Origin of the sequence: uncultured Limosilactobacillus sp., assembly GCF_934202705.1 — a bacterium.
Lineage (GTDB): Bacteria > Bacillota > Bacilli > Lactobacillales > Lactobacillaceae > Limosilactobacillus.
Window position 1 is genome coordinate 63,289 of sequence record NZ_CAKPYE010000007.1, and the last position, 21,213, is coordinate 84,501.

Sequence of the window (21,213 nt, forward strand, 5' to 3'; positions counted from 1 at the left end):
CAAAAGCAGCCGGCAACTACCTTTGGGATTTATAAGGATTGCAATGGACAATAGATCATTACAATCGTTGAACTTACATTTAAATACCCTAGAATTATAATCGTTTTAACTAATGAAGTCAACTCTCACGATAATAAAAAACGACCACCTCATCGGTTAGCCGTTATCTGATAATTGAATCTTTTAGCGTTGATTTAATCCATTGAGAAAAACATCTAAAATGATGCGATTCCGTTGTTCCTGAGTAATAGAACGCCCGCCAAACTTCTGAAACGAGTTAAACATCGGGCTTAAACTCGCAATAAATAATTCAGCAGCCTCCTTAGGCAAAACATCTGGCCGGATTTTAATATCCGACTGTTTAAAAAATTCGGAAACAGGTTCAATGTAATCAATCATAAAAATCACATTGAGCTTTCGCTTTGAACTTTGGCTCAGCAAGTCACCAGCGCTTTGCCATTGTTCATAAATATCCTTAGGGTGAAGCCGCAAGAAGGTCTTTACCAACTCCCATAAACGATCTTCCCCTGTCGATTCACTTTCCCGCATCACCCGGTTAATTTCTTGACGGACACGGCTCCCATGACTGGTCATAACATTCAGAAACAAAACCTCTTTGTCGCTAAAGTGGTGATATAAAGCAGGCTGAGTGATCCCAATTTCTTTAGCAATATCACGGGTGGATGTCTCCCCAAAACCTTTATTTAAAAACAGCTTTGTCGCTGTTTTCATAATTGCCGTCCTAGTTTTTGCTAATTGTTCAGATCTTCTCATATTTCAAACGAGCCTTTCTCATATCCAGTTTAACCAAATATCAATTATTTTTCGGTTGACAAAAACATTTTACCTTATTTAACAATTTTTTCAATAAATTCGTAATAACTTTATTTGTAAATACATTTACCGTGATCACTTTATTACAAGCGGTTGCTTATGCCCAGCTTGCATACTCGTAAAATTAAGTTTGCCCTGGCGAGCACCAACGGTTACTGTGGTACCACTTTCAACCTCACCCGAAAGCAGGGCGAGACTAAGCGGATCTTCAACCAAAGTTTGAATTGATCGCCGAAGTGGCCGAGCACCATATTCCGGATCAAAGCCATCGGCTGCAATTAAATCAACCGCTGCTGGCGTAAATTTCAACTTCACGTTTTGTTTTGCTACCCGATTGATAAGTCCTCTCAGCAACAGTTTCACGATCTGATGTAGATTATCCTTCGTTAATGAATGGAAGACAATCGTTTCGTCAATTCGATTCAGAAATTCCGGACGAAAATGTTGTTTTAGTTGTCCTTGAATAGCCGCTTTCATTGCCGCATAGTTATCCTGAACGTCTTGGGCACCAAAGCCAACCGTTTTTTCATCACGGAGCTGGGTTGCCCCTAAATTCGAAGTCATAATCAAAACGGTGTTGCGAAAATCAACTTTGCGACCTTTAGAATCAGTTAAGAAGCCATCATCTAAAACCTGTAGTAATAAGTTAAAAATGTCAACATTTGCCTTTTCGACTTCGTCAAGCAAAACGACAGAATACGGGTGCTGACGAACCTTTTCAGTTAATTGACCGCCTTCTTCATAGCCAACATAACCAGGAGCAGCACCAACTAAGCGGCTCGCACTAAACCGTTCCTGATATTCAGACATATCGATCCGAATCATATTGTCTTCAGAGCCAAACATTTCTGCGGCCAGCGCTTTCGCTAATTCCGTTTTACCCACACCAGTTGGGCCTAAGAACATAAACGATCCAATTGGACGACGGGGATCTTTGAGACCGCTTCGTGCACGACGGATTGCACGCGCGAGGGCCGTTACTGCTTCATCCTGACCAACGACACGTTGATGAAGTCCCTTTTCAAGATGAACCAGTCGTTCACTCTCTTTCTTTTTCAGCTGCGTTAACGGCACGCCTGTCCACTCTGAAACAACCTTGGCAATATCATGATCATCAATCTTAAGTGAATATTCATCTTGTGCTTCCATTTTTTGGCGCCGTGTTTTCTCTTCATCAACTTTTTCCTTTAGTTTTAATTCTTGTTGGCGAAGCTTAGCGGCTTGGTCGAAATCTTGCTGTTCAATTGCCAGCTCTTTTTGCTCACGTAAATCCTCTAATTGATGCATCCGCTTTGCAAACGTTGTATTGCGTCCTTGTCCATCGATTCGCTTCATCGCGGCGGCCTCATCCATTAAGTCGATCGCCTTGTCTGGCAGAAAGCGGTTGGTAATATAGCGATCAGATAATGCCACAGCAGCTTCTAATGCGGAGTCAGTAATTTTAAGATGGTGATACTTTTCATATTTAGGACGAATGCCACGCAAAATCTCAACCGACGCATCCTTCGTTGGTTCATCCACCGTGACCGTTGCAAAACGCCGTTCTAATGCTGAATCTGATTCAATATGTTTTTGATACTCATCTAACGTTGTGGCACCAATTAGTTGAAGTTCACCACGTGCTAGGGCAGGTTTTAAAATATTTGAAGCATCAATCGCCCCTTCTGCTCCGCCAGCACCCACTAACGTATGCAATTCATCAATAAATAAGATGACATGACCATCTTGATAGATTTCTTCGATGACCTTCTTTAAACGATCTTCAAATTCACCACGATACTTCGTTCCAGCAACTAACGATCCCATATCGAGCATCATCAATCGGCTGCCAACTAAATCACTCGGGACTTTTTCCTGCACAATTAGTTGTGCTAAGCCTTCGACAATTGCGGTTTTCCCAACTCCAGGTTCACCAACCAAAACTGGATTATTTTTGGTTCGACGGCTCAAAATCTGAACAACTCTTTTAATTTCTGAATCACGACCAACCACTGGGTCTGGGTCTTCTTCCCGCGCAATTTTGGTTAAATCTCGCGCCAATTTATCCAGGGTCGGCGTTTTGTGAGCACCCTGGCGAACATTACTTGACCTGGTATTCAATCGTTGCTTACTGTTACTTACCCCTAAGCGACGCAAAAGAGTCCGACGTGCTTGGGGAACATCAACATTGAGGCTACCCAGAATGCGGGAGGATAAAATATTGCTATCACTTAGCAGTGCAAGCATCAAATGCTCTGTACCAACTTGCGTCATTCCCAACTGTCGGGCTAGTTGACCAGCCACCGAGAGAATCTCACGCATTTTTGGCGAATATGGTAAATAACTATTGGCTGTGAGTTTAGTCATCGTACCATAGCCAGTAAATCGTTCAATTTCTTCACGTAGGTCGTCAGTCGTAACGTTTAATTGCCGTAATAAATTAGCAGCCACCCCATTTTTTTCTAAACTAAGTGCTAACAGCAAGTGCTCCGTCCCAACTGCTTGATGTTTAAAATAACGCGCCTGTTCTTGTGCAATGTTTAAAGCTGATTGAGCATTCGGGGTATATAAGAAATCTGCCATCAATGTTCTCCTTTCAGTTAACTTTCATAACGAAGACGATTTAAAAACGCGATCAAAACACGTGCACGTAACTGATTTGAGTCATCCTGGGTTGACCTGCCAAGAGTCTCTTTTGAAAGGGCAGCCAACATTAAATCACCTTCACGTTGGGTAATCACTTTTTCTGTAAATAGGGTTTGAATAATCGTAAAAGCGTCATTTTCAGTAATTGATTGCCCAATCGTATTAATTAACATGTCCAAGACATCCACGTCATCAATTAGGTTGACCCGTTCAATTCGAATGTAACCACCACCGCCACGCTTACTCTGAACCAAGTAGCCGTTTTGCAATGTAAAGCGTGTCTTAATAACATAATTAATCTGCGATGGAACTACATCAAAATGATTAGCAATCTCAGAACGACGGATTTCGACTTTCTCATCATCAGCCATAATTGATTTTAAATACCCTTCAATAATATCTGAGATACTTTTTTCTTCCATTCTATCATCCCCATCCCTGACTAATATTGACCTTAGTGTTACTCTCATTATAGCAGACACGCCTTTTTCAATGAACGATCATTTCAAATTCATCACATATTAAATCATAAGATAGCAAAAACAGCCCGTGGAAACAACCACGAACTGTTTTTCAAATTAGATTAATTGTTAGTTCTTGTTGTGAACAAAGTCAACAACGTTCCGACCAACAACCTTATTATCCTTTAATTCTTGAATCATATCGTTGATTTCAGAAAGCTTCCGTGTCTTAACAATTGGGTGAACCTTACCTTCGGCACCAAATTGGAAACATTCAGCTAAGTCTTGACGGGTACCAACAAGTGACCCAGCAACAATAATTCCATCAAGAACCGTCTTAGCAATATTCAGTTTCATATCCCCTTGTGGTAAGGCAACCGCAACCAGCTTACCATCTGGACGAAGGGAGTTAACCGCTTGATCAAATGCAGCAGTGGTAACGGCAGTAACAACAGCTGCGTGAACGCCACCAACCTTTTCTTGGATTTGTTCATCAACATTGTTGTCATGACGGTTAATGCAAATTTCAGCACCATTTTCTTTGGCAGCTTCTAGCTTGTCTGGGTTACCATCAACAGCAATCACATGCGCGCCAAACACATTGTGAGCAAATTGAATCCCAAGGTTACCCAAACCACCAGCACCAACAATGGATACCCATTGACCTGGCTTAATATCAGCAACCTTCAAAGCCTTGTACATCGTAACTCCGGCACAAGTTAATGATGTTGCTTCAACTGGATCCAGTCCTTCTGGAACCTTGACAGCATAGTCAGCTGGAACAATACATTGTTCAGCCATAGCACCATCAGCAGTGTAACCAGCGTTTAGAACATTTCGGCAAAGAGTTTCACGACCAGTTAAGCAATATTCACAGTGGCCACACCCCTTAAAGAACCAAGCAATTGATACCCGGTCACCAACTTTAAGGCTTGTAACACCAGGAGCAACCTTTGAAACACGGCCAACTCCTTCGTGACCAATAATCCGACCCGGTTTCTTACCAAAGTCACCAGCGGCACAGTGGAGGTCAGTGTGACATAAACCACAGTATTCCATATCAACTAATGCCTCTCCTGGCTTTAAGTCACGGAGTTGAACGTCTTTGACAGTAACGTATCCATCAACTGGATCATTAATAACAGCAGCTTTCATAGTGCTAAAATCTCCTTTTGCTTTTTTGAAATCGTTTACGTCTTCTATAGTAACAGAAATTCCATAAAAATAAAGTGAAAGATTGAACATTCTAACAATAAACACACTAGACCGCTCATCTAACAATCGCGATGATCCTCGTGTTATCAGGCACTACAATCAGAAACCAAAGTTGCTAATTATTTGTTATTATTTTCACTTACTAAACAAAAGTTAGACATTTCTATTTATCTTTTTTTACAGTAATATATTTTTGTAAAAATAATTATTAGTTAATAATTTATTGAAAAGTTTACACATCCTTTAATACAACAATAAAGAAATCGTTTTCATCGCTTATTAAGTCTTGCAATCGTTTTAATCTCTAGCGTAACCTCTTCTTAATTAAATTAAATAAAAGTTTATTTATCTTAATTAAATTAAGTTATTAGACATATTACATTGAAAAAATACTGATTTTTGGACAGATATCAAATTGTGTATAGTGACATTTGATAAATTTTGTCAATAATTAAAGGTGAAAGGTCCTTTCAAGACATCTTTAGTTTTAACAGGTTATTTTTTCCACTAGAACTAGTGCAAAGCACTAGTGATGATTTTCGTGGGAGATGGTGATAATGGCTGATATACCAGCTATCGGTCCACATAGCGGACCACATTTTAACCACGACAAAACACTAGATAATAGTACAAAGCAGTACAACCAATTAACTGGCTTAAAACTCTTTGCCATGTCTTGTTCTGTTGTGATTTCTGTTGACGAATTTGCTCCGTTTGGCAAGGCTGGAGCAACCTCATTATTTTGGCTATTAATTGCCGGCATTCTCTGGTTCTTACCAATTACTCAAGAAACTGGGGAAATGGCTTCAATCGATGGCTGGGCTGATGGAGGAATCTTCACCTGGGTCAAAGGGACGCTCGGTGAAAAGTCCGGATGGACAGCAATGTTTTACCAATGGATTCACATTACCGTTGGAATGGACACGATGATGTACTTCGTAATTGGTGCATTTTCAATTGCCTTTAATACGCCATGGTTCAACACACAACCGTTGGTGAGATTCGGGTTAATGATGATCATCCTTTGGGGATGTGTGTTAATTCAACACTTTGGTGAAAAACGGGTTGGTAAAATTGCTGAATGGCTTTTTGGATTAGGAATTGCTACTCCAGTCATTTTACTGATTCTGGTGTTCATAACCTATTTAATCCAAGGCAATCCAATTTATGTTCATCTTACTTGGCACTCGATGATTCCAAGTAAATTTAACGGCACCACATTAGTAGCATTTGTTCCATTTATTTTAGCATTCTGTGGTGGAGAAGCTCAGGCTCCACATGTCAAGAACTTGGAACATCCAAACCAGTATCCAAAAGTAATGCTTGGTTTAGCACTAACCGCCATTTGTTTTGACCTTTTGGGAAGCTTATCCATTGCGATGACAGTTCCAAAAGCCGATATCCAAAATAGTACTGGTTTTGTTTACACCTATGGACACCTACTTTCTTCAATCGGATTACCCGGCGATTTGCTTGGCAAAATTGTTGGTATTCTCTTAGCTTGTGGCATTATTGGTGAATTAAGTAACTGGTTAGCCGGTCCTAACCAAGGATTATTCGTCGCTGCCCGTCAAGGATATATGCCAAAATACTTTGCTAAGCCAAATAAGCGTGGTGTCCCAATGCGGATTGTTGTCCTTCAGGCAATTGTTGTTACGATTACCGCCCTAATGATTACATTTGATAGCGGTGAAAACGCCGATTTTGCTTTCAATGTTTCAATGGCTGCTACTACCGCTCAATACTTAATGGTTTATCTGATGATGATTGTTGCTTACATCGTCTTAAAGAGCAAGTACGAACATCTTCATCGGACATACCGGATGAGTAAGAGCCGTGGCTTCAGCATTGCTGTTGCGGTAATTGGATTTGTGATTACTTTAATGGCCTTCTTCATTACCTTTATCCCGGCCGAAGGTACTCCAACCCATCTTCGTTCAACTTATGTCATTACTCTCTTAATCATGGTTGTAATCGTGGGAATCTTACCACTGATTATGTACCGTTACCATGACAAATGGAGCAAAGATGTTGCTAAGTATCTTAAGGAAGAAGATCAAGAGTTAGCTCAACAAAACAAGTAATTAATTAGGGAGGTAACTAATTATGATTACAGCTGATGATGTACGGAAACTCGCTAAAGAAGAAAATGTTCGCTACTTACGGATGACCTTTTCTGACGCACTTGGTGCTCTCAAGAACATCGAAATTCCAATCGCCCTTTTGGAGGATGCTTTAAACAATAAGATTAAAATTGATGGTTCTTCAATTAAAGGGTTCCTACCAATTGAAGACGCTGATATGTATCTTTATCCAGACACCAACACTTGGAAGATTTATCCTTGGGTTGCTGACAAAAACAAGACGGCTTCAATGATTTGTGACGTTCATAATGTTGATGGCACGCCATTTATTGGTGATCCACGGAGTATCCTGCGGCGCGAATTAGACGCAGTTAAAGAGTTGGGATTTGACACTTTTGACATCGGTGCTGAACCTGAATACTTCCTCTTTAAAGCCGATGAAAATGGCAACCCAACAATGAAGGTTAACGATGATGGATTCTACTTTGACCTCGAACCAAAGGACCTTGGTGAAGCTTGCCGGCGTGAAACTGCAAATACCTTAACAGAAATGGGATTTGACGTTGAAGCTGACCACCACGAAGCCGCTGCGGGTCAACACGAAATTGACTTCAAGTATGACAAAGCACTCTACACCGCTGATAACGTTCAATACTTTAAGCTAACCATTCGGCGGATTGCCCAAGACTTTGGTCTCTGTGCAACCTTCATGCCAAAGCCAATTACGGGAATTAATGGTTCTGGAATGCACTTAAACATGTCACTCTTTAAGAACGGTGAAAACATGTTTGATGACCCTGATGGTTTAAAGGGACTTTCCGACACTGCACTCTACTTCTTAGGTGGAGTTCTTGCCCACGCAAAGGCAATTACCGCGGTTGCCAACCCAACGATCAATAGTTTCAAACGATTAGTTCCTGGCTACGAAGCCCCAACCTACGTTGCTTGGTCAACTTCCAACCGGACACCGTTGGTTCGTGTCCCAGCGGGTCGTGGTAAACTTACCCGGCTAGAATTACGTTCTGGTGATCCAACTGCTAACCCTTACATCGCAATTGCTGCCGCTCTGGCTGCTGGAATTGACGGTATTAACAAGAAGATCATGGCTCCAGATCCAGTTGAACGTAACATCTACAAGATGACGGCTGCAGAACGAAAGGATGCTAACATCACTGAACTACCAGGTTCCTTAAGTGAAGCCATTAACGACCTGAATAATGATGAAGTGATTAAGAATGCTCTTGGCAGCTACTTCGTTGACAAGTTTACCGAATTAAAGCAACAAGAAATTGATAATTACAGAACTAACGTTACTGATTGGGAACACAAGCAATACTTTGATAACTAACTAACGCATCGTTAATATTTTTCTCCTACTAATTGATCCATTCTGATTACACATTCATACATTTCTCCTTTAAACCAGCAAGGTCTTAATCTCCGCCTTGCTGGTTTTTGATATCTTTATTTAATTAATCGGATTCCCCTTTGATCAATTACTATTTTAACCATGTAGACCGTTTTCACTTTAGCTTTTACTTGCTTTACCAAAAACTATTCACAAGCCTAAGTTTTCGTATTAGTATATCCCCATACTTTTTGTTAGACCAATTTAAGGATTAAAGGAGATTCAATCATGTTAACTGCTACTGATGTTAAAAAAATCGCTAAGGATGAAGATATTCATTACTTACGGATGAGCTTTACGGATGCTTTAGGCGCTTTTAAAAATATTGAAATTCCAATCGCACTTTTAGACGATGCTCTAAATAATGAAATTAAGATTGACGGTTCTTCCATTGCCGGATTTCTACCAATTGAACATGCCGACATGTATCTTCAACCTGATCCATCAACTTTTGTGATTTATCCATGGACAGAAGGTACTGACAAAACAGCGGCCATGATTTGCGACGTTTATAATGTTGATGGCACGCCATATGCTGGTGATCCCCGTGGGATTCTTCATAAAAACCTTGATGAAGTCAAGAAAATGGGCTTTGACGCGCTCAACATCGGTGCCGAACCTGAATTCTTTTTATTTAAACGGGATGAAAATGGTCAGCCAACGATGACAGTTAATGATGATGCCTTTTATTTTGATACAGAACCTAAAGATGCTGGTGAAGCTTGCCGCCGTGATATTACGAATGTTTTAACGGCTATGGGCTTCTCAATTGAAGCCGCCCATCACGAAGCTGCTGCCGGTCAACATGAAATTGATTTCCGCTTTGACGATGCTTTACACACTGCTGATAAAATCCAATACTTTAAGCTAGTGGTTCGAGAAATTGCTAAAAAGCACGGCTTAGCAGCGACCTTTATGCCAAAACCAATTACTGGGATTAACGGTTCCGGAATGCACCTTAATCAATCTTTATTTAATGGTCAAACAAATGCCTTTGACGATCCAAACGGCACCAAGGGCCTTTCCAAAACGGCCTTACACTACCTTGCTGGCTTATTAAAACACGCCCCTGCATTTACTGCTGTTGCTAACCCAACCATTAACAGTTACAAACGGCTGGTTCCTGGATATGAAGCCCCAACCTACATCGCTTGGGCTACTGATAACCGGACCCCGTTAGTACGAATTCCTGCTGGGCGAGGTAAAGTAGCTCGACTAGAATTACGTTCTGGTGATCCGTCAGCTAACCCTTACATTTTTATCGCTGCAATTCTGGCTGCTGGTACTGATGGAATTGAAAATAAGCTTGATGCTCCGGCTCCAGTTGAACGCAACATTTACAAGATGAATGCTGCTGAAAGAGACAAGGCGCAAATCACTGAATTGCCAGGTTCTTTAGATCAAGCAATCGCTAATTTGGAAAACGACCCAATTCTCGTTCATGCCCTGGGCTCAACATTTGTTGAATTCTTTGCAGGCTTTAAGAAGCAAGAATTGTTAGAATACAAGACCAACGTAACAACGTGGGAACACAAGCATTACTTTAATGCTTAAAATCAACTAATTAAAGAGCCGTAGGCCAGTACCTTTATTGATTGGTGCTTGCCTACGGCTTAATTTTTACATTGAATAATGACGATATTTCCCTAGTTCAACATCAGAACGCTGAATACTAATAAACCCTTCAGGGTCAAGCGACTTAACCATTTTCTTAATAAACGCCAGTTGTCCTCGTGGCGTTACTACCAAGATAATATCAGTAGGTTCACCTGTATAAGTACCAGTACCATGCAATAAGGTTGCACCATGTGCAAATCCCTGCAAAGGTTTAATAAGCTTTTGAGCGTGCTTAGTATAAATTGTGACACTAACATCAGTTTGTGAAACGTACATATAGTCCATCAAGCCATTGGTTACTAACATTCCAATTAAACTATAAACAATTCTTCCTGGGCCAAAAAAGATTACTGCACCCAGTAAAATAAACCCATTAATAACATTGGCGAACATGCCAACATTTTTATGAAAACGTTTCTGACAGTAGGTAACTAGAATATCTACCCCACCTGTCGTAAAGCCATTGTTAAAACACCAACCAACACTCATCCCAATTAGGGAAGCGCCAACTAGCGTATTCGTAAGGGGCTCTGTGACCAACAATACCTTCGGAATAACAGCAAGAAACACAATGTTAGCTAAGACTGCTAAACCGGAAAAAAGGATATAGCGCATTCCAAAAACGCGCCAGGCGAAGATAAACAAGGGAATATTGAAGATGGCCATCAAGAAACTCATACTGACATGGACATGGAAAAGCAAAAAAATCGTTTGCAATAGTTGCGATAACCCCAGTAGACCTGATGAATAAGAATTGGCATGCATCAAAAACATGTTAACGCCCACTGCTGACATCACACCATATACTAATGCAATCCAAACTCGTTTGACTGTTTCCAAAACCTCTGTCTTTTGCTTTCTGGCCATAACAATCCCTCTTTTCGTTTGCGTTCGTCCTTATTTTAGCATTTCGAAAGCGCTTTAAAAAGACGGGTAAGCACTTTTTGATTAATAACTTAATGTCAATTATTCAAAATGGAACCAGTATCCCCCAGGTCAATGTTTTTTAGAGAATCAACCCATAATCTAACCATTAAAAAAGGGAGCGTGACAGAAGTCATTTATGACTTCGTTTTCACGCCCCCGCAATCACAAATAGGTCTCTAGTGTTCGACTTTGCCGGGCGTTAGAGATCATTTGTGCACTGCGCTATTCGTCCTTCAGCTCAGTTATAGAGCTTATGTCACAACCTCTTTGGTAATTTTTAGCGATCAGTCGCTTGCGACAGGACATCCGTATTTCCATTATAGACATAGTGATCCACAATACTATCCACCTGTGGATCCTGATTAGCTCCCTTAATATAAATCTTAAAAACATTTGGCGTTCCAGTTGGAGTTACATAAATTTTATCACCACCGTTTAGATTCACATTCTTTAGCTGAGCTACCCGTGCGATAACCTGACTGGTTGTCATCGTCTTAGCCTGACTGCTTTGGCTAGTAGAACTTGTTAATGACTGATTCTGACTATTTTGATTAGTTTTAGAACTGTTATTGGTATGATGGCTTGATTGAGCTTTAGTGGACGTTTGTGAGTTCTCAGTTGCTTGACTTTGATTGGAATCTGAATTCTGCTGATTTCCACACGCGGTTAGTGACAAAATCAGTCCAGCCCCTGCTAACATAGTAATAATTTTTTTCATTTTAATCCTCCCATTCACGAATCGAAATGTATTTTCCCATGATTCTATTTAATTGTCAAAAACTGCTCTATCATGGATTATACCGTTTTGAAAAATCCACCTAAAATTCTGTCCACTGTTACTGGACGATTGCTTTGCACTAATTCTCTTGCCTCTTATTGATAGTCAGCATCAGTAAAGCACCCATCTAGTTTTATAAACATAAAGAGCTGTTATAGCAAGGCTTTATTACCTTGCTATAACAGCTCTTACTATCTATCAATCGGAAATACAAGATTCGAACTTGCGACCTCTGCGTCCCGAACGCAGCGCTCTACCAAGCTGAGCTAATTTCCGAAATTACCACGTCTTATGTCACTTATAAAAGAAGCGCAGCAAATTCTCGAAAGAATCCTGCCACGCAGATAAGACGATGCACCCAGCAGGAGTCGAACCTGCAACCTTCTGATTCGTAGTCAGACACTCTATCCAATTGCGCTATGGGTGCAAAAAAGCGGAAGACGGGATTCGAACCCGCGACCCCCACCATGGCAAGGTGATGTTCTACCACTGAACTACTTCCGCATCAAATAATTTTTCAACTGTTGAACTCCTTCAACAGTTTTTAATGATACTAGTTTTATTGAGCGCCGTCAATATCAAAAATTAAAAAATAACGTAATTTTGCATCAGCAGGTTAGGATCTTTTTAAAACCTAATTTTAGCATACAAAAAAAGGCGGGCACAAAGGTGAAGTGCCTCATAATTGTTAAACAAAGTTCTAACGATTGTGAGGCATTTTTATATGACAAAATATCAAGCAGAGTTTAAATCGCAAATTGTTCACGAATATCTGGCAACCTCCCACAGCCTTAATGATTTAGCCAACAAATATCATGTTTCTAGCCAGCGTATTAATGAATGGGTTCAACGCTTTCGTCTTCAAGGAATCGATGCCTTTCGGCATCGCAAAAGTAAACGTGTTTTCAGTGTAGATTTTAAATTGTATGTGATAGACTACTACCAAACTCACGAGGAATCGATGACTTCAGTTGCTGCTCGATTTGATGTGCTGCCATCTCAGATTTCTGTATAGCGTTCACAGTTTCAAAACGATGGAATTGAAGCTTTGAAACCTCACCACAAAGGTAGGAACCCCAAAGTGAATCATTCTAAGAAGAAAATGCGTCATCTAGTTAATAAAACAGAAATAGAACGCTTGAAGGAAGAGCTAGCACAGAAAAATCAAGAACTTCATCAAACCAAGTTAGAGCGTGACGTCTTAAAAAAATCGCTGACCCTGTTCGGACCCTCAAGGCCAGACAGAAAACACAAATAGTGGATCAGATCAGGGCAGATCAATCAGTTTTACCCAAGGAAGAACAATATCCAGTTAGTGCAATTCTCCAAATAATGCACCTGAAAAAGGCAACCTATTATGATGAACGCAAACGTCTTGCTAATAAGCACGATAAGTATGCAGATGTAAAACGAACAATCCTTCGGATTGCTAAGCAAGGCTGTGTTCGGGGGCGGTGGACCTATGGCTATCGTCGCGTGAACCACCAGTTGCGCGCAATGGGTATTCATTTGGCTGACATGACTGTGAATAAGTTAATGGCTGAATTGAATGTTCAAGTAACGCTATTTAATCGTCATCGAAATGGTAAATACTCATCTTACAAAGGACAAATGGGTAAGATTGCGGATAATTTATTGAACCAGAAGTTTGATCAAATTCGGCCTTATCAAGTCTTGCATACGGATGTTACTCAGATTCGACTAGCCAATAATCAGTGGGCCTACATTTCTTCAGTCAATGATGAGGCAAGCAAGGAAGTCCTGGCATTTCAAATCAGTTCTCACCCTAATCAACAGTTAATCATCAATACCTTCAAGGAGTTAATTACCAATTTACCTGATCATGTGCACCCGATCATTCACTCCGATCAAGGATGGCACTACCAGTTGGATTACTATACGCAAAGATTGACTGATCATCACTTTGTGCAAAGCATGTCCCGTAAGGGAAATTGTTTAGACAATGCGCCTATCGAAAGCTTCTTCCATCTGTTCAAGACGGAACTGCTGGATGGATTTCCACCATGCAAAGACCTAGTAGAACTCAAAAAGCTTTCAAGACAATATATTCATTACTTTAACTACAAACGAATTTCATTAAAAACAAAAGGTATGACCCCGGTGGAATATCGAAATCATACCTTAGCGTCTTAACTATTCAATTTTTGTCTAACTTTTTTGTTGCACTTCAAGGCCGTCAAATCAATCGATACAACTTCTTCTTAGTTTAATTCCGTGCACACGGTAAAAAAGCGTGTGCACAACTGTGTGCATAATATACCTAAATAAACAAAAATAATCCTTAATATACCCACATAAAGCGTTGATATATCAAGGATTAATAAGGTTGATGAACCCTAGTAAATGCGGATAAGAGGATTCGAACCTCCACGCCATAAAGACACAAGAACCTAAATCTTGCGCGTCTGCCAGTTCCGCCATATCCGCAAAAGTGGAGGATACAGGGCTCGAACCTGTGACCCTCTGCTTGTAAGGCAGATGCTCTCCCAACTGAGCTAATCCTCCAAAATCAAAGTAACTTTAATTAGTTTAAGCTACTTCACTTTCCTCGTCAAGCATTATTTAAGATTCAATTCTGTTAACTTTCGATCAACTAGTTTTAAAACTTCAGCTGCCGCCACGTCATCTTCAACAAAGTCATACTGATCACCATTAATGACCATCTTCGGACTCGCATCATATTGTTCATACCACTTCCGATAACGCTCATTCAATTCACGATAGTAATTATATAAGCTCGGATCCTTATCAATTTGTTCAAACGAACGACCACGCTTTTTAATGCGTTTCAGCATGGTTTCAAAAGATACTTGAATATGGATCAACAAACTCGGAGCCTTTTGATGCTGTTCATCAGGAAGTTCCTCCATCATATTATCCAATAATGAGGTATAAATATCTGATTCAGTATGGGTGGCCCGTCCTAAATCCGCATTCAACCGAAACAATAATGAATCTTCAAAGATTGACCGATCTAAGACATTCAAATCATTCGTAAAGGAATCCTTAATCTCATCTAATCGGCGATTTAAAAAGTAAATCTGCAGCAAAAAACCATATTTTTGTGGATCTTTATAAAAGAGTGGCAAAATTGGGTTGTCATCTACAGACTCAAAAAAGGGTTGGCTGTTTAAATGCTGTGCCAACATTTTAGTTAAACTCGTCTTTCCTGCCCCGATGGTTCCTGCTAACACGATCATAACGAATCAATTCCTCCATTAAAATTATTTAAAGCGACAAAGAACATTGTATCATTAAATGATTTGGTTTGCTGACAATGTTGAATTAATTAATCAACTGATTTTCTATGATCATTCATCATCACACCTGAATTCAAGTGAAACAAAAGAGTGCTGAAAATAAATTTCAGCACTCTTTTCTAGTTATCTTCTGCTTCGTAACTTTCACCTTTCGTTTTCCGTGATAAATCAACCTTTTCTAACGGAATGAGGTGACTGCCATATTTTAACTTATAGTACAGATATAGAACAATAAATACTGGAATCGTCATGTAGGTCACAGCAATACTTTGCCAATCAAATTTTACAAAAGCATCTAAATTTTGACACAAAATGACGACAACACACAAAATGAAAGCAAAAATCGGGCCAAACGGAAATAGCGACGCATGATACTTCAATTCACTAACATCATGTCCCTGCTTCACAAAGGCTCGCCGAAACCGATAATGACTAATCGCAATTCCTAACCAGGCAATAAATCCAGACAATCCTGAAGCACCAATTAGATAATTGTAAGCTTGTGGCCCAATGAACTGGGTAAACCAAATTAACAACCCGACAACCGTGGTTCCAACTAAACCATAAATTGGAATTCCCCGCTTATTAACGTAGCCAAACATCCGCCATGCAAATCCTTCGCGAGCCTGCGAAAAGAGCATTCGGGTGGAGGCATACATCCATGAATTGGCGGATGAAAGAACTGCTACTAAAATGACCGTGTTCATCACACTCGCCGCCGCTGCTAAACCAGCCCGTTTAAAAACAAGGGTAAACGGACTCGTAACAATATCGGTAACATCTGAACTCAGCAAGTTTTTGTCAGTATACGGCAAAATACATGCAATCACGAAAATTGTACAAATGTAGAATAACAAAATTCGCCAGAAGGTTGATTTGATCGCTTCTGGAACACTTTTTTCTGGATTTTCTGATTCACCAGCAGCAATCCCAATCATTTCTGTTCCTTGGAAAGAAAATCCAGCAACTAGGAAGACGTTCACAATTCCAGAAATTCCGTGAACAAATGGCGCTTTCTTGTATGTAAAGTTTTGTAGGTCAACTGGTCCACGACCGCCCATAATACCAAAAATGACTAGCACACCAACAATTAGAAACACAATCACTGTAATCACTTTAACCAGCGCTAACCAGAATTCTGTCTCTCCATATGATTTAACAGATAAGTAATTAATGAGAAAAATTAACGCAAATGTAATTCCGCTAAACACCCAGGAAGGAACGTGGGGAAACCAAAAATTCATCACTAATCCCACTGTTGTCGCCTCAACGGGAACGGTAATTGCACAATTCAGCCAATAGTTCCACCCAAGCGCAAACCCCAGGGCGGGACTGACAAATTTACTAGCATATGCCGCAAACGAACCTGTCAATGGGATGTAGGTTGCCATTTCTGCCAAACTGGTCATTAAAAAATAAACCATAATCCCCATAATCGTATAAGCAATTAATGCTCCACCAGGCCCAGCTGACGTAATTGCTGAGCCGCTTGCGATGAATAATCCAGTCCCAATCGAACCGCCTAGCGCAATCATTGATAAGTGACGAGTTTTCAGTGAACGATGAACTTGACCGTGGTTAGCTGTCTCTTTTGTCACGATAATCCTCCAAATAAAAAAACTTCTTCTGAGCGCACTCAAAAGAAGACCATTGCTAGTATAATCTTTGAAGCGCCCCGTAAATATCCTTACGACAGTTCGCATGCTTTCACAATACGACCCAATTATGGTCATGGTAAATTAACCATAATTTCGGCAGTCGTTCATTTCTTAATCCGTCAGTGTTTACCCACTATTAACGGGAAATACTCATAACGACTGCATCCTCTTCTCTTTAATAACATTCCCATTATACATGAAAACGTGGAACGCGCAAAGCTAATTTCCCAGCCAGTAATACTGGAAGAGCTGCGGTAAATTGGCTTTTAACTTAAAGCCATTGGTTATCAGCACATGTTGAGATGCAACATTATTCACAGCGACTTCCGCTCTAATAACTCTAAATTGGGTTACTTGTAGCACTTTACCGACGGCCATCGTCATAATATGCTGATGCCGAAATGATGGTTGAATAAAATAGCCTATCTCACCGCCATTTTGATATGGGAAAATAGTAACAACTCCCACCAGCTGGCTTCCATGCCAGATTCCATATAGTTCCGCTTGTATTAGCCAATTTTGAATCACCCACCGTTGAAATTGTGAATCAGCACTTAATTGAAGCCCAGCACTGGCTGCTAATTGACGATCCTGCAATAACGCCAATAGTTTTGGCTGATCATCAACCGTCAATCTTCGAATGCTAATGTTCTGTTTTGCTTGTTGTTGATTTTCCACTATAATTACCCTTAATAATTTACTTGGAAAGGAATCAAAAATGAAAATTATCCAGCTACCTTTACAGAATGAACGCCACGCTACTCATGCAACTCTAACTGCCTATCTCCAAACACCGACCCCACATAGTCCTTGGCAGAAATTTCCACCATTAATTATTGTGCCGGGTGGCTCAATGACCCACATTCCTAAAGAAGAGACCGAAAAAACCGCGATTGCCTTTGCTGCTCGTGGATACCAAGTTTTCATCTTGCGCTACACATTTTTGTCTGAGCAAACACCATTATATCCCCAACCATTAATTGATCTCGCCCAGGCCGTTAAGACTGTGAAACAAAAACAAGCAGAATGGTGCTTAAGTGACCAGCTCTTTATCCTCGGTTTTTCTGCTGGTGGACATGTTACAGCACTTTATAATGACTATTGGTCTACTAAATGGTTCAGTCAACTATGCCATTGTCCCAATCAAATTTTACAGCCAACCAAAATTGTTCTAGGCTATCCCGTCATTGACCTGGATGCGGGTTTCCCAGCTGACTCGCATACGATCTCTCAATGGACAGCCGATCCTCAAAAATACAGCGCAAGCTACCATGTCAATGAAGCAAATGTTCCAACATTTATTTGGCACACTCTGGATGATCCGTTCGTTCCGGTTCAAAATTCATTTAACTATGCTTTGGCATTGAAAAAATTTAATATTTCCCAGGAAATACACTTATTCACTCACGGGCCACACGGCATGGATATTGCTAATCAGCTCGTTGCTCATCATCGGGATGGTGATCAGCCACACGTTGCCCACTGGGTCGCGCTGGCCGATGAATGGTTACTAAACTACTAAAAAATGTCGGGGTTAACCCGGCATTTTTTAGTAGTATGAATGATGAACAATTCGCCAATTACTAATTCGTGGTGCAAAGAAAATATAGAGGTATTCAGCAATTTGTAGCCAAGCATAACCTAGTAGCATCGCGCCAATTGTATCAAATGGATAATGTGCTAACAAGTAGACTCGGGACACTGCCAGCAGTGCAACAAAGACAATTAATAATAACTGACAGATCACCCTTAACGCGGCACTTCTAAAAAGTGGAATCACTACGAGAAAAAGCACTACAGCTACCAAAAAGAAGCCGAGAACGTGCCCACTAGGAAAACTGAATCCGTCATCCTTAGCCATATGTTGAGCTGGACGCGCTCTTTTAACCAGGTGCTTCACAATAAAGCCTAAAGCGTCACCACCAATAACAGTGCAAATCGCCCATAAAGCAGGAATTTTATACTTAAAGCCCCACAGAAAGAATGCAATAATAAAAGTCCAAACTAAATCCATCTTGGGACTACCCAAAAAGCTAATCAAAACCATTAGCGTCCGTCCGCCTGAATGAACATTGGGATGTGAACTAGCGAAAAGTGCTTGAAGGACCGTATCAATCGTGCCGCTTAACATGGAATTTTTATAAATCATTGCCGCAACCACAATGAACAAGACACCACTAACAATGAGGCGTTTCCACCGTCCTGAATCTTTTTCAATTAACATAACTTCGTCTCCTGTTGAATTTATCCTGTTGAGTATAACATACATTTATCCAGACTAATGATTTCTTAACCAGATCATTACCGATTTTTCCATTTTTTTGGTCGATAGTGCAATGCTGCATTAATAACATCACCTAGCCCAAATCCAAGTGTAATGGCCCCAGCAATCACGATGACCTGGTAAAGATACGACATTGCGGTTCCATTATTGCCAAGCACAAAGTTTCTCACCACTTGGTAAGACTGTCCGCCAGGCACAAAAGAAACTAACGCCGGAACATTGAAAATAATCATGGGTAAACGGAAGCGTCGTGCCGCCATTAGGCTGAGCACTGAGATAGCAATTGCGGCCAGCAAATTACTCATCGCTAATCCTAAATGAAGATGATAGTACATCAAGATATAAAAAATCCAGACCGTTCCCCCAATAATTCCCCCTGGTAGGTATGCCTTATGCGGAATATTCATGAGGATTCCAAAACAAATGGTTGCGACATCCGCTAAAATAAATTCCAAAATTAAATGCCAAATCATCGGAATTCCTCCTATGCATAACGTAAAACAATCACAATTGCACACCCAATTGCCATCGCAGTAATAATTGCTTCAAGGGCCCGGGTTGGTCCGCTAATTAGGTTGCCTGAAACTAAATCTCGCGCGGCGTTCGTTAATGGCACGCCGGGTACTAATGGCATGACACTGCCGATAATGATGTCATTCAAATTACCAGTCCAGCCGAGTTCAGTTGTTAAAACTGCCAACCCGCCAATTAACAAGGAAGACACAAATTCACCCATATATTTAACTTTAAATTTTCGCAGTAAGTAAAGATAAACCCAGTAACAAGCGCCACCAATGATAAATGCCGCCCAGCTATCACGGAAGTCTCCAGTAAAAACGATCATTAAAGTCAGGCTTAATACCGCTGCCCCAATACATTGAGTTAATACTGATAGCTGTGGAGTTCCTTTATCAACCCGTTTGAGTTGATTATACATTTCGCTCAAACTGATCTCTTGAGTTGCAAATTGACGCGAAATTTCATTCACCCGTGCCACCTTGCTTAAGTCATTGTGACGAGCACGAATATCAACAGCCTGAGCATTCGATTGATGTTCTGCAGAAACCACAATCCCGGTAACTGTAGTGAAGGCTTGAAAGGCATGGAGCCCAGCATTTTCTGCAATCCGATACATTGTGTCATTAACCCGTTCCATATTTGCACCGTTTTCAATGAGCAATTGTCCGGCCAATAACGCGCAATTAATTGCTAATTGACTCGAATTATATGCCGTCATGACTTAACCACCTTTCCTTTGCTTGTGGGTAACAAACAAAATCTCATAACAGATTAAAGAGGCTGGCATGCACCAACCCCCTTTGAAATCTGATTATACTTCATTAATAAAAATGTTGTGTGAAGCTTTAAACGAAACCATAATCTGGCTTTGATCCGCTAACCGTTCAACCACAATCGGTCCTTCGAAAGGTTCATGTTTAATAATTCGCAGGCGATCATGTAAATGCAATCCCAGATCCGCTAAATAAGTTAGCAATTCATGATTATCTAGGAACCGTTCAATGATAACCTCTTCACCATCCTGGCCATCCGCTAATAATCGATGACTAACATCAGAAAAGTGCCCATCGGCTGAAGGAATGACTCCCCCGTGCGGACAATTTTTGGGATGGTTTAAAAAACTGTCTAGTGCAGTCGCAAGCCGGTCGCTCGTTTTATGCTCTAATACTTCCGCTTCAGGATGGACATCTGCGACATTGTAACCCAGCTTATCCACCAAAAAAGTTTCCCAGAGGCGATGTTTCCGTACAAGTTCTGCTGCTAGTTGAACTCCCTTAGGAGTTAGTGAAATTCCTGCATAAGGTTCATGTGCGACTAATCCTTCTTCCGAAAGCTTTGAAATCATTTCGGTTACTGAACCGGCCGCAATTCCCAGTCCAAGTGAAATGTCTTTGTTGGAGACCTTCTTTTTGCCTCCGCCAAGTTCAAAGATAATCTTCAGGTAATCTTCTTTCATTGGCGTCATGGATCGCCATCAGCCTTCTTTCATTCTAATTTATATTTTAAGTTGAACACAAAACGA

Annotated in this window: 19 protein-coding genes, 5 tRNA genes and 1 riboswitch; of the genes, 6 read left to right on the plus strand and 18 right to left on the minus strand. The window is 40.6% G+C overall.

Annotation, left to right across the window (positions count from 1 at the left end; genetic code table 11):
• Positions 1-183: 183 nt before the first annotated feature.
• The 4 genes from Q0C76_RS05910 to adhP all read right to left on the minus strand — a co-directional run bounded on the left by Q0C76_RS05910 (position 184) and on the right by adhP (position 5,075).
• Entirely contained in the window at positions 184-774 is a 591-nt protein-coding gene (locus tag Q0C76_RS05910; RefSeq protein ID WP_295730898.1) for a TetR/AcrR family transcriptional regulator, read from the minus strand.
• A gap of 135 nt (positions 775-909) precedes the next feature.
• A complete protein-coding gene (locus Q0C76_RS05915; RefSeq protein WP_295730901.1) occupies positions 910-3,396 on the minus strand; it encodes an ATP-dependent Clp protease ATP-binding subunit in 2,487 nt (828 codons plus the stop codon).
• 17 nt (positions 3,397-3,413) lie between these two features.
• Positions 3,414-3,881 (minus strand): CtsR family transcriptional regulator, encoded by a 468-nt coding sequence (locus tag Q0C76_RS05920; protein ID WP_295730904.1) that lies wholly within the window; start codon positions 3,879-3,881, stop codon positions 3,414-3,416.
• Positions 3,882-4,049: 168 nt separating this feature from the next.
• Complete coding sequence (gene adhP / locus Q0C76_RS05925) at positions 4,050-5,075, minus strand: alcohol dehydrogenase AdhP (protein ID WP_295730907.1); 1,026 nt, start codon at positions 5,073-5,075, stop codon at positions 4,050-4,052.
• A gap of 617 nt (positions 5,076-5,692) precedes the next feature.
• Here adhP and Q0C76_RS05930 point away from each other — a divergent pair.
• The 3 genes from Q0C76_RS05930 to glnA (Q0C76_RS05940) all read left to right on the plus strand — a co-directional run bounded on the left by Q0C76_RS05930 (position 5,693) and on the right by glnA (Q0C76_RS05940) (position 10,181).
• Positions 5,693-7,219, plus strand: a complete 1,527-nt coding sequence (locus tag Q0C76_RS05930) for an amino acid permease (protein WP_295730910.1) — start codon at positions 5,693-5,695, stop codon at positions 7,217-7,219.
• A 22-nt stretch (positions 7,220-7,241) separates the two neighbouring features.
• The gene (gene glnA / locus Q0C76_RS05935) at positions 7,242-8,567 is read left to right on the plus strand and encodes a type I glutamate--ammonia ligase (protein WP_295730913.1); all 1,326 of its coding nucleotides are present in this window, start codon (positions 7,242-7,244) and stop codon (positions 8,565-8,567) included.
• A 288-nt stretch (positions 8,568-8,855) separates the two neighbouring features.
• Complete coding sequence (glnA, locus tag Q0C76_RS05940) at positions 8,856-10,181, plus strand: type I glutamate--ammonia ligase (RefSeq protein ID WP_295730915.1); 1,326 nt, start codon at positions 8,856-8,858, stop codon at positions 10,179-10,181.
• A 66-nt stretch (positions 10,182-10,247) separates the two neighbouring features.
• Here glnA (Q0C76_RS05940) and Q0C76_RS05945 read toward each other — a convergent pair whose 3' ends face one another.
• From Q0C76_RS05945 to Q0C76_RS05965, 5 genes are all read right to left on the minus strand, one after another.
• Positions 10,248-11,111, minus strand: coding sequence for a YitT family protein (locus tag Q0C76_RS05945; RefSeq protein WP_295730918.1), 864 nt, complete (start codon positions 11,109-11,111; stop codon positions 10,248-10,250).
• 337 nt (positions 11,112-11,448) lie between these two features.
• Positions 11,449-11,889 carry a hypothetical protein gene (locus Q0C76_RS05950; protein ID WP_295730922.1) on the minus strand — a complete coding sequence of 147 codons (441 nt, stop codon included), beginning with the start codon at positions 11,887-11,889 and terminating at the stop codon, positions 11,449-11,451.
• Positions 11,890-12,151: 262 nt separating this feature from the next.
• Positions 12,152-12,225, minus strand: a tRNA-Pro gene (locus Q0C76_RS05955).
• Between the two features lie 77 nt (positions 12,226-12,302).
• Positions 12,303-12,376 (minus strand) — tRNA-Arg (locus Q0C76_RS05960).
• Positions 12,377-12,381: 5 nt separating this feature from the next.
• Positions 12,382-12,453: transfer RNA gene (locus tag Q0C76_RS05965), tRNA-Gly, on the minus strand.
• A 220-nt stretch (positions 12,454-12,673) separates the two neighbouring features.
• On the opposite strand from Q0C76_RS05965, the gene Q0C76_RS05970 reads away from it, so the two are divergent.
• Both Q0C76_RS05970 and Q0C76_RS05975 read left to right on the plus strand, forming a co-directional pair.
• Positions 12,674-12,964, plus strand: coding sequence for a helix-turn-helix domain-containing protein (locus tag Q0C76_RS05970; protein ID WP_295730925.1), 291 nt, complete (start codon positions 12,674-12,676; stop codon positions 12,962-12,964).
• A gap of 242 nt (positions 12,965-13,206) precedes the next feature.
• The gene (locus tag Q0C76_RS05975; RefSeq protein WP_295730928.1) at positions 13,207-14,103 is read left to right on the plus strand and encodes an IS3 family transposase; all 897 of its coding nucleotides are present in this window, start codon (positions 13,207-13,209) and stop codon (positions 14,101-14,103) included.
• 211 nt (positions 14,104-14,314) lie between these two features.
• Here Q0C76_RS05975 and Q0C76_RS05980 read toward each other — a convergent pair.
• The 5 genes from Q0C76_RS05980 to Q0C76_RS06000 all read right to left on the minus strand — a co-directional run bounded on the left by Q0C76_RS05980 (position 14,315) and on the right by Q0C76_RS06000 (position 17,566).
• A tRNA-Leu gene (locus Q0C76_RS05980) sits at positions 14,315-14,397 on the minus strand.
• Between the two features lie 5 nt (positions 14,398-14,402).
• Positions 14,403-14,475, minus strand: a tRNA-Val gene (locus Q0C76_RS05985).
• Positions 14,476-14,528: 53 nt separating this feature from the next.
• Positions 14,529-15,170, minus strand: coding sequence for a deoxynucleoside kinase (locus Q0C76_RS05990; RefSeq protein WP_295730931.1), 642 nt, complete (start codon positions 15,168-15,170; stop codon positions 14,529-14,531).
• Between the two features lie 179 nt (positions 15,171-15,349).
• The gene (locus tag Q0C76_RS05995) at positions 15,350-16,828 is read right to left on the minus strand and encodes an amino acid permease (RefSeq protein WP_295730934.1); all 1,479 of its coding nucleotides are present in this window, start codon (positions 16,826-16,828) and stop codon (positions 15,350-15,352) included.
• Positions 16,829-16,890: 62 nt separating this feature from the next.
• Positions 16,891-17,067, minus strand: a riboswitch (Lysine riboswitch).
• A gap of 40 nt (positions 17,068-17,107) precedes the next feature.
• Positions 17,108-17,566: a GNAT family N-acetyltransferase gene (locus tag Q0C76_RS06000; protein WP_295730937.1), complete on the minus strand. Its 459-nt coding sequence runs from the start codon at positions 17,564-17,566 to the stop codon at positions 17,108-17,110.
• 40 nt (positions 17,567-17,606) lie between these two features.
• On the opposite strand from Q0C76_RS06000, the gene Q0C76_RS06005 reads away from it, so the two are divergent.
• Entirely contained in the window at positions 17,607-18,410 is an 804-nt protein-coding gene (locus Q0C76_RS06005) for an alpha/beta hydrolase (RefSeq protein ID WP_295730940.1), read from the plus strand.
• A gap of 27 nt (positions 18,411-18,437) precedes the next feature.
• Here the strand turns inward: Q0C76_RS06005 and Q0C76_RS06010 are convergent, their stop codons facing one another.
• The 4 genes from Q0C76_RS06010 to Q0C76_RS06025 form a co-directional block, all read right to left on the minus strand.
• A complete protein-coding gene (locus Q0C76_RS06010; protein WP_295730942.1) occupies positions 18,438-19,112 on the minus strand; it encodes a phosphatase PAP2 family protein in 675 nt (224 codons plus the stop codon).
• A gap of 77 nt (positions 19,113-19,189) precedes the next feature.
• Complete coding sequence (locus tag Q0C76_RS06015) at positions 19,190-19,645, minus strand: threonine/serine exporter family protein (protein ID WP_295730944.1); 456 nt, start codon at positions 19,643-19,645, stop codon at positions 19,190-19,192.
• A gap of 11 nt (positions 19,646-19,656) precedes the next feature.
• Positions 19,657-20,409, minus strand: coding sequence for a threonine/serine exporter family protein (locus tag Q0C76_RS06020; RefSeq protein WP_295730946.1), 753 nt, complete (start codon positions 20,407-20,409; stop codon positions 19,657-19,659).
• Between the two features lie 93 nt (positions 20,410-20,502).
• Entirely contained in the window at positions 20,503-21,156 is a 654-nt protein-coding gene (locus Q0C76_RS06025; RefSeq protein ID WP_295730948.1) for a metal-dependent transcriptional regulator, read from the minus strand.
• Positions 21,157-21,213 lie beyond the last annotated feature (57 nt).